This window comes from Mycetocola sp. (assembly GCF_046716805.1).
Lineage (GTDB): Bacteria > Actinomycetota > Actinomycetes > Actinomycetales > Microbacteriaceae > Mycetocola_A.
In genome coordinates this window covers 40257-49298 of record NZ_JBKJWH010000012.1, presented here as the reverse complement: position 1 = coordinate 49298, position 9042 = coordinate 40257, and the positions used below count along the sequence as shown (strand labels likewise).

Annotated in this window: 5 protein-coding genes and 1 pseudogene; 4 read left to right on the top strand and 2 right to left on the bottom strand. The window is 66.4% G+C overall.

Going from position 1 to position 9042, the window contains the following annotated elements:
- The 4 genes and pseudogenes from ACLQ62_RS01035 to ACLQ62_RS01020 all read left to right on the top strand — a co-directional run.
- A pseudogene (locus tag ACLQ62_RS01035) lies at positions 1-1603 on the top strand (phosphoketolase); the annotation flags it as partial.
- Between the two features lie 66 nt (positions 1604-1669).
- The gene (pta, locus tag ACLQ62_RS01030; protein WP_411719801.1) at positions 1670-3784 is read left to right on the top strand and encodes a phosphate acetyltransferase; all 2115 of its coding nucleotides are present in this window, start codon (positions 1670-1672) and stop codon (positions 3782-3784) included.
- Positions 3781-5001: an acetate/propionate family kinase gene (locus ACLQ62_RS01025; protein WP_411719800.1), complete on the top strand. Its 1221-nt coding sequence runs from the start codon at positions 3781-3783 to the stop codon at positions 4999-5001. The genes pta and ACLQ62_RS01025 overlap by 4 nt, the downstream gene beginning before the upstream one ends.
- On the top strand, positions 4998-6635 hold the full coding sequence (locus ACLQ62_RS01020; protein WP_411719799.1) for an ATP-binding protein: 1638 nt from the start codon (positions 4998-5000) through the stop codon (positions 6633-6635). The genes ACLQ62_RS01025 and ACLQ62_RS01020 overlap by 4 nt, the downstream gene beginning before the upstream one ends.
- Here ACLQ62_RS01020 and ACLQ62_RS01015 read toward each other — a convergent pair.
- Complete coding sequence (locus tag ACLQ62_RS01015) at positions 6610-8118, bottom strand: glycosyltransferase family 2 protein (protein ID WP_411719798.1); 1509 nt, start codon at positions 8116-8118, stop codon at positions 6610-6612. The genes ACLQ62_RS01020 and ACLQ62_RS01015 overlap by 26 nt on opposite strands.
- Positions 8072-9040, bottom strand: a complete 969-nt coding sequence (locus ACLQ62_RS01010; protein ID WP_411719797.1) for a HEAT repeat domain-containing protein — start codon at positions 9038-9040, stop codon at positions 8072-8074. Before ACLQ62_RS01010 ends, ACLQ62_RS01015 begins: the two co-directional genes overlap by 47 nt.
- Positions 9041-9042 lie beyond the last annotated feature (2 nt).

The following is a 9042-nucleotide window of genomic DNA, read 5'->3' as shown; positions in this document are numbered from 1 at the left end:
GGAAATCGACCGCCCTCGCTGGCCGATGATCATCCTGCGCACACCGAAGGGCTGGACCTGCCCCGCCGAGATCGACGGCGAACCGGTTGAGAACACCTGGCGAGCGCATCAGGTTCCCCTCGCCAACGCCCGCGACACGGATGCCCACACCCGCGTGCTGGAGGACTGGCTGAACTCTTACCGCCCCGACGAGCTGTTCGACGCCGAAGGGCGGCTGCGCGACGACATCGCCGTCCTCGCTCCCAGGGGAAACCTGCGGATGAGCGCCAGCGCCCACGCCAACGGCGGGATCCTCCGCCGCGACCTGGATCTCCCCAACTTCCGCGACTACGCCGTCGACGTGCCTGCGCCCGGGGCGACGACGGCGGAGGCGACGAAGGTGCTCGGCACCTGGCTGGCCGATGTGATCGCCGAGAACCCGCACAACTTCCGCATCTTCGGGCCGGACGAAACAGCATCCAACCGCCTCGCGCCGGCCGTCTACAAGCACACCGGCAAACAGTGGAACGCCGAACTCCTGCCGGTCGACACCAACCTTTCCCGCACCGGCCGGGTGATGGAGGTGCTGAGCGAGCACCAGTGCCAGGGCTGGCTCGAGGGGTACCTGCTCACCGGCCGGCACGGCCTGTTCAACTGTTACGAGGCGTTCATCCACATCGTCGACTCGATGGTCAACCAGCACGCCAAGTGGCTGAAAACCTCCCGCGAGATACCGTGGCGCCTGCCTGTCTCCAGCCTCAACTACCTGCTGTCGAGTCACGTCTGGCGGCAGGACCACAACGGCTTCAGCCACCAGGATCCCGGCTTCATCGACCACGTCGTCAACAAGAAAGCCGATGTCGTGCGGGTCTACCTGCCACCGGATGCCAACACACTGCTCTCCACATACGACCACGTCCTCCGGTCGGTCGACTACGTCAACGTCGTCGTGGCCGGCAAACAACCGCAGGCGAACTGGCTGAACATGGATGAGGCGATCGCACACTGCGGCCGCGGCCTGGGCATCTGGGACTGGGCCGGAACCGAGGTGCCGGGCAGCGAACCGGACATCGTCCTCGCCTGCGCCGGGGACGTGCCGACCCTGGAGACACTCGCTGCGGCGACCATCCTGCGTGAACGGCTCCCCGAGCTGAAGGTGCGCGTCGTCAACGTCATCGACCTGATGCGTCTGCAAGCGGCATCCGAACACCCGCATGGCCTTCCGGATGCCGAGTACGACACGGTGTTCACCACGGACAAGCCCGTCGTTTTCGCGTACCACGGCTACCCGTGGCTCATCCACCGGCTGACCTACCGGCGCACCGGGCACGGCAACCTGCACGTGCGCGGCTATAAGGAGGAGGGCACAACGACGACCCCGTTCGACATGGTCATGCTCAACGACCTCGACCGGTACCGGCTCGTCATCGACGTGATCGACCGGGTGCCCCAGCTCGCCGCAACCGCGGCCGGGCTTCGACAGGAGATGCAGGATGCCCGTCTCCGTGCCCGTCAGTACACCCGTGACCACGGTGAGGATGTTCCGGAGGTCGCGAACTGGCAGTGGCACGGGGCAGGTGCTGCCCAGGAGCGGATATCCGAGACGGGCGTTGACAACGCCTAACCGGCCAGCGGGAAGCGTCGACAGTATTGAGCAATGTGCCCCGGTCGAGGGCCGTAGGGTGGAACCGTGGCGAAAAGCATTTACATAACCTCCGCTGAAGGACAGACAGGGAAGTCGACGATCGCGCTCGGCACCCTCGACACCCTTTCTCACCAGGTGCAGCGGGTTGGCGTGTTTCGTCCGATCGCCCGGTCGACGTCCGAGCGCGACTACGTCGTCGAACTCCTGCTCAGCCATGACAGCGTCGACCTCGAGTACGACGAGTGCATCGGCGTCACCTACGACGCGGTCCACGAGGACGCCGACGCCGCCCTGTCGAACATCGTCGAGCGGTACAAGGCGGTCGAGGCCCAGTGCGACGCCGTGATCATCCTCGGTTCGGACTTCACCGACGTCGGCAGCCCCACCGAACTCGGCTACAACGCCCGCATCGCCACGAACCTCGGTGCGCCGGTGCTGCTCGTGCTCGGTGGCCGGTCGAACCAGGGCTCGGGCGAGCGCCTGGGCCAGGCCGACCCGCGCAGTGCCGATCAGATGGGCGACATCGCCGAACTCGCCCTCCTCGAACTGAAGAACGCCCACGCCACCCTCCTGGCCGTCATCGCGAACCGCGTCGACGCCGATCACCTCGGTGAGGTCACCGCGGCGATCGAGAGGGCGGAGCCGGGCGTGCCCGTCTGGGCGATCCCCGAGGACCCGTACCTCATCGCCCCGAGCATGGAATCGATCATGCGGGCCACCGACGGTGTGCTACTCAAGGGCGACCCCGGTCTCCTCGGCCGCGAAGCTCTCGGCGTCGTCGTCGCCGGCATGGGCATGGTCAACGTGCTGCCGCGGCTCATCGAGGGCGCTGTCCTCGTGGTCGCCGGGGACCGCACCGAAGTGCTGCTCGCCGCGATGATGGCGCAGAGCTCGGGAACCTTCCCGTCGATCGCCGGCATCGTGCTGAACGGCGGGTTCGACCTGCCCGAGCCGGTCGAGCGGCTCCTCGACGGGCTGCCGCAGACGTTGCCGATCATCCGGACGAACCTCGGCACCTACGACACGATCGTCGCGATCACCCGGACCCGCGGCCGCCTCGCCGCCGACTCCCAGCGCAAGTACGATGCCGCCCTCGCCCTGTTCGAGAAGCACGTCGACGCCGAGGGATTGGTCCGGCTGCTCGAGTTGAGCCGCACCGACGTCGTCACCCCGCTCATGTTCGAGTACGGGCTGCTCGAGCGGGCTCGGGCGAACACCAAACACATCGTCCTGCCCGAGGGCGACGACGACCGCATCCTCCGCGCCGCGCACACGTTGCTCGCCCGCGGCGTCGCCCAGCTCACGATCCTCGGTGAACCGTTCGAGGTCCGCTCCCGGGCCATCGAACTCGGTCTGGACATCTCCGCCGCCGAAGTACTGTCCTCGCACGACCCGGTGCTCGGCCTGAAGTTCGCTGAGGAATACGCGAGGCTCCGCGCCCACAAGGGTGTCACGCTCGACCAGGCTCGTGACCAGGTCAGTGACGTCTCGTACTTCGGCACGATGATGGTGCACCTCGGCCTTGCCGACGGCATGGTCTCCGGCGCCGCCCACACCACGGCGCACACCATCCGCCCCGGGTTCGAGATCATCAAGACGAAACCCGGCGTCAACGTGGTTTCGTCCGTGTTCCTCATGGCGCTCCAGGACCGCGTGCTCGTCTACGGGGACTGCGCGGTGATCCCCGACCCGGATGCCTCCCAGCTCGCCGACATCGCCATCTCGTCCACCGAGACGGCTGTGCGGTTCGGCATCGACCCGCGCGTGGCGATGCTCTCCTACTCTACCGGCGAATCGGGCTCGGGGGCCGACGTCGAGAAGGTGCGTGAGGCCACCGCTCTCGTGCGATCGCGTCGCCCTGACCTCCTCGTCGAGGGACCGATTCAGTACGACGCCGCAGCGGATGCCGCCGTCGGCGCCTCGAAGATGCCGGGATCAGAAGTGGCCGGCCGCGCGACGGTCTTCATCTTCCCCGACCTCAACACCGGCAACAACACGTACAAGGCGGTGCAACGGTCCGCAGGGGCTGTCGCGATCGGCCCTGTCCTTCAGGGGCTCAACAAACCGATCAACGACCTTTCCCGCGGTGCCCTCGTTCAGGACATCGTCAACACGGTCGCCATCACGGCGATCCAGGCGCAAGGTGACGCACCAGCATGAGCACCATCCTCGTCGTCAACTCCGGTTCATCGTCGTTCAAGTACCAGCTCATCGACATGGACACCGAGCAGATGCTCGCCACCGGGCTCGTCGAACGGATCGGTGAGAGTTCGGGGCGCTCGGTCCACACGATCCCCTGGGATGACGTCCCGTCGGTCGACCGGTCGGATGCTCCGCAGACGACAGAACGCCGTCTCCCGATCCCGGACCACACCGCTGGATTCCGGGTCATGCTGGAAGCCTTCGACGCGAACGGACCGTCGCTTGCGCGGCATCCGCTTCGCGCCGTCGGCCATCGGGTGGTGCACGGCGGCAAGCGGTTCTTCGAACCGACCCTGATCACCGATCTCGTGAGAATCAACATCGAGGAACTCTCCGAGTTGGCTCCGTTGCACAACCCGGCGAACCTGCAGGGAATCGAGGCAGCGCAGAAAGCGTTCCCCGAGATTCCGCACGTCGCCGTGTTCGACACCGCGTTTCACCAGACGCTGTCACCGGCCGCCTACAGCTACGCCATCGACACCACACTCGCCGCCAAACACCGGGTGCGGAAATACGGCTTCCACGGAACCTCGCACAAGTTCGTGTCGGAAGAGGCGGCGGCCTTCGTCGGCCGTCCGCTCGCCGAACTCAATCAGATCGTCTTGCACCTCGGCAACGGTGCATCGGCGACCGCCGTCTCCGGCGGGCGATCGGTCGAAACCTCGATGGGGCTCACGCCTTTGGAAGGCCTGGTCATGGGCACCCGCTCCGGGGACATCGACCCGGCTGTCCTCATCCACCTGCACCGCCGGACGGGGATGAGCTTCGACGACCTCGACACGATGCTCAACCGCAAGAGCGGGCTGCTCGGGATGTCCGGCGCCGGCGACATGCGCGACGTGCTTGACCGTTCAGCGGCCGGCGACGAGCGAGCATCGCTCGCCTTCGACGTGTACATCCACCGGCTCAAGGGGTACATCGGCAATTACCTGGCCCAACTGGGCTCGGTCGACGTCATCTCGTTCACCGCCGGCGTCGGGGAGAATTCGGCGCCGGTGCGCGCTGCCGCCCTCTCCGGACTTGAGGCTTTCGGCATCCGCCTCTCTCCCGAACGGAACGAGGAGAAGTCGCGGGAAGCGCGCCGCATCTCCGCCGACGACTCCGATGTCACCGTGCTGGTGATCCCCACCAACGAAGAACTCGAAATCGCCCGCCAGACGATGTCAGTCGTATGAGAAACTCCAGTCCGGAGTTCCTCGGGACGCGGTGGTTCGGGTTCAGGCCTGAGGTCGCGTTCCAGCTCGCGACGGTCCTGATCGTCGCGACCGCGATCGTCATCGCCGTGGTCATCGACGCGACGCCGTTGCACACTGTCGCGTTCGCCATGGCCATCTCCGTCATCGCCGTCGCGACCGTGCTCGCCTTCATTCTCGGGCGGATCGATTCGGACTGGCTGCTCCTCGTTCCCGTCCTCGACATGCTTGCGCTGATCATCCTGCTGCACGTGCCGGACAAGCAGGTTCACGCTATCAGCTACCTGGCCGTCCTTCCTGCGCTGTGGCTGGGCTGGTCGGGACGTCCTCTCTTCGCGGCTGTGGCGGTGCTTCTCTCCCTTGGCCTCATCGAGCTTCCCGGCATAGGCGGCCGGGAGGAAATTTTTGATCTTGAGCACGCCCTACGGAATTTCCTCGCCCCGGCGGTCGTCGCTGTTGCCGCCGCCAGCACCTGTCTGGCCTCCCGACGTACCACGGCGAGCATCCGGTCCCTGGTCGCACAGGAGAAGAAGGCGGCCGAGGCGTTACGACGCGAACAAGACACGTCGAAGATGCTCGACGCCATCGTCGACGCCGTCGACACAGGAGTGGTCGCCTTCGACGCCGACGGCAACCAGCTTCTCGTGAACCAACGCGCGCACAACCATCCGTCGATCGTCGACGCCGGTGTCATCGGACCCGAGCTGGAGGCGCGAGGCTTCCTTTACGAGACCGACCGCGTCACTCCGATCGCAGCAGCCGACGGTGTCATCGGTCGAGCACTCCGGGGGCAGGAATTCGCCGACCGGGTCGTCTGGATCGGTGCTCCAGGTAAGCGCCAGTACGCGGTCTCGGCGTCGGCACGTTCCCTCTTCGACTCGGAGGGGAATCTGGCTGGCACGGTCATCGCCATGAACGATGTCACCTCCTACCTGGAGACCATCGCCGCGAAGGACGACTTCGTCGCATCGGTGTCGCACGAGTTGCGGACGCCCCTGGCGTCGATCGTCGGCTACCTGGAGCTCATCGAGGATGACGAGCGGGAGATCCCCGCAGACATCCGCCAGCACCTCTCGGTGATCGACCGCAACACCCAACGGCTCCAGCGGCTCATCACCGACCTTCTCGCAACCGCGAGCGACAACGAACAGGACCTCACGCTCGAGCGCCGCCCGAGCGACATCAGGGAGTTGTGCAGGACCGTCCTCGACGGCTTCCGGAAGGCAGCCCGGAATGCGCAGGTCGAGCTTCACCTGCATGCCCCGGATGCTGCGGAGGCGACGGTCGACGAGTCGCGAATGCGGCAGGCGATCGGCAACCTCGTCTCCAACGCCATCAAGTTCAGTCCGTCGGGCGTGGTCGATGTGCGTGTCGAACCGGTGGGCGGCTCGGTCGTCGTCACCATCGCCGATTCCGGTGTCGGCGTGCCGCCCGACGAACTCGAGGCGATCATGTCTCGCTTCTACCGGGCGACGACGGTGCGCGAGCACTTCCCCGGGATGGGCCTCGGGCTCTCCGTGAGCCGGGCGATCCTCGAAGCGCACAACGGCTCCATCGTCATCGCGAGCGAGGAACAGCGGGGAACGACTGTTACCGTGACACTTCCCGCACGGTGACCGCGGGTTCTTCGAGGAATCCGGCTCGGGTCATGACGCCCCACTCCTGTTTCGCGCCGCGCAGCGCGGCCCACCAGCCCTGCAGCCGCCAGAGGGCCGTCAGCTGGCGGTAGCCGAGGTTCTCGGCGAGGGCCGCCCAGATGCAACTGCCGAGGTCGCGCCAGCGGTCGTACCGGTGGAAGGACGCCTCCTCCACAACGAGGGCGGCGAGGGAGACGAAGAAGCCGTAGGCGTAGGAGACCAGCAGGAACAGCAGGCCGTAGCCGGGGTCGACGAGCCCGAACGCGAGACCGAGCGGCACGAGGATCAGGCCGCTCAGCTCCAGCAGCGGCGCGAGCAGCTCGAACATCCAGTAGAACGGCAACGCCACCATCCCGACGACGCCGTACCGCGGGTTGAAGGTCATACCGCGATACTTCCAGAGCACTTCCCACAGTCCGCGATGCCACCGGCGTCGCTGGCGGGCCAGCACGCGCATGGTCGACGGGACTTCGGTCCAGCTGACCGGCTCGGCGACGAACGTCACGCGGTACGGGCGCTTGGACCTACGCATCAGCCGGTGGATCCGCATCACCAGTTCGAAGTCCTCGCCGATGCTGTCGGCATCCAGCCCGCCCACCTCGAGCAACACATCGCGGCGGAACATCCCGAACGCGCCGGAGATGAGAACGAGGGCGTTCAGTTGGGACCAGCCGGTGCGTCCGAGCAGGAACGCCCGCAGGTACTCGACCACCTGGATCTTGGCGAGAAGCTGTTTGGGCATGCCCACTTCGACGACGCGGCCACGGTTGACGAGGCATCCGTTCACCGCGCGCACGACGCCGCCGGTCGCGACCGTGTTCTCAGGGTCGTCGGCGAACGGTTTGGAGACCTTGAGCAGCGCGTCTGGGTCGATGAGCGAGTCGGCGTCGACCATGACGACGAGGTCGCGTTCGGCGAATCGGAGACCAGCGTTGAGGCTGTCCGAGCGGCCGGAGTTCTCTTTGTCGACGACGGTGAGGTCGAAGTCGCCGCCACGGGACACCCAGACCTGGCGGATGTGGCCTCGGACGTGGAGGCGCACCGGGTGCTCCCGGTCGTCAGGCACGAGCCCGAAAGTGTCGATCAAAATCTGCAGCGTGGCGTCGGTGCTGCCGTCGTTGACCACGATGACTTCGTGATCGGGGTAACGGAGGTCGATGACCGAGCGAACGGATGCGACGATCACGGTTTCTTCGTTGTACGCCGGCATCAGGACGGAAATCCCCAGCGACAGCGGTGACGCTGCCATCGACCTTTCGCCGGTGAAAGAGGACCGGCGGATGTGCTTCGCGAAGTGCCTGCTTGCCAGCCCGATCAGGGCAAGGTACGAGGTGTTGATGGCGATGAAGTAGACGAGCATCGGGATCGCGAGAATGGCGAAGATGGTGCTCAGGATGTCGCGAGCCGCGTCCACGTCAGCCTCCGATCGGGATTGCTGTTGCCGCGCGCCGGATGTCGACATTCGGGTGATGCTTGAGGTCGTCGAGTACCTCCCGCGTCCAGGCCGGCGGGAAGGTGGCGAGGGCGGCGGTGGCCGCCACGCTGACGGCTGCGTGCTCGGAGGAGGCAGCGTCGTAGAGCGCCGGTACCGCGTCGCGTGTCTGCAGCCTCATGAGGGAACGTGCCGCTGCGATGCGAACCAGCGGTTCGGCATCCGTCGCCAGGGCCGTGATGAGTCGCGGAGTGGCGCCCGGGCTCATGACGTGGCTCGCGAGAATCGCCGTCGTGCGTCGCACGGCTGGGTCGTCATCGGTGAAGCCGCAGCCGATCGCTGCCGCAGAGTGCTCCGCCACCTCGAGGAGCGCTGAACCGACGATGACGGCGGGGACTCCGCTCGACGACGGCAGGGCGGCAAGCAGTGCCGCGATCGCCTCGGGGCGACCGGTTCGTCCGAGGGCCCGGGTCGCCACCGAGCGAACTTCGGGGCTCTCGTCCTGGGCCAACCGGATGAGGTGAGGAATGGAATCCGGGAAGTCGATCAACCCGAGGATCTCAGCAGCACGCGCGCGCCGGACCGCGACGGTGCTCGTCGTGCGGGCAACGGCCCGCTTGACGGTGCCGCAGGTGATCAGGATCCGGGTGAGGTTGGTGCGGGTTTCGCCCGTGACGTCATAGAGCATCCGGGTGGCGATCGTCTCGGCGCTGCGGCGGAGGCGGCCGCGCAGCGAACGGAAGACAGCGAGGGTGTCGTCGATTTCGTCCTGTTCGGCAACCGCCGTCTGCAGTATCGCTGGGCGGATGCGGTCGGTGAGGCGTCGTATCCTGTTTCCGCGGATGCGCCGGGCGAGTCTCATCACCAAAACGAGGACGATAGCCGTTACGCACGCGACTGTGGACGCTATGAGCAGCGAGAACACCACGGAGCTCGAGAATAGCGTCGACATGG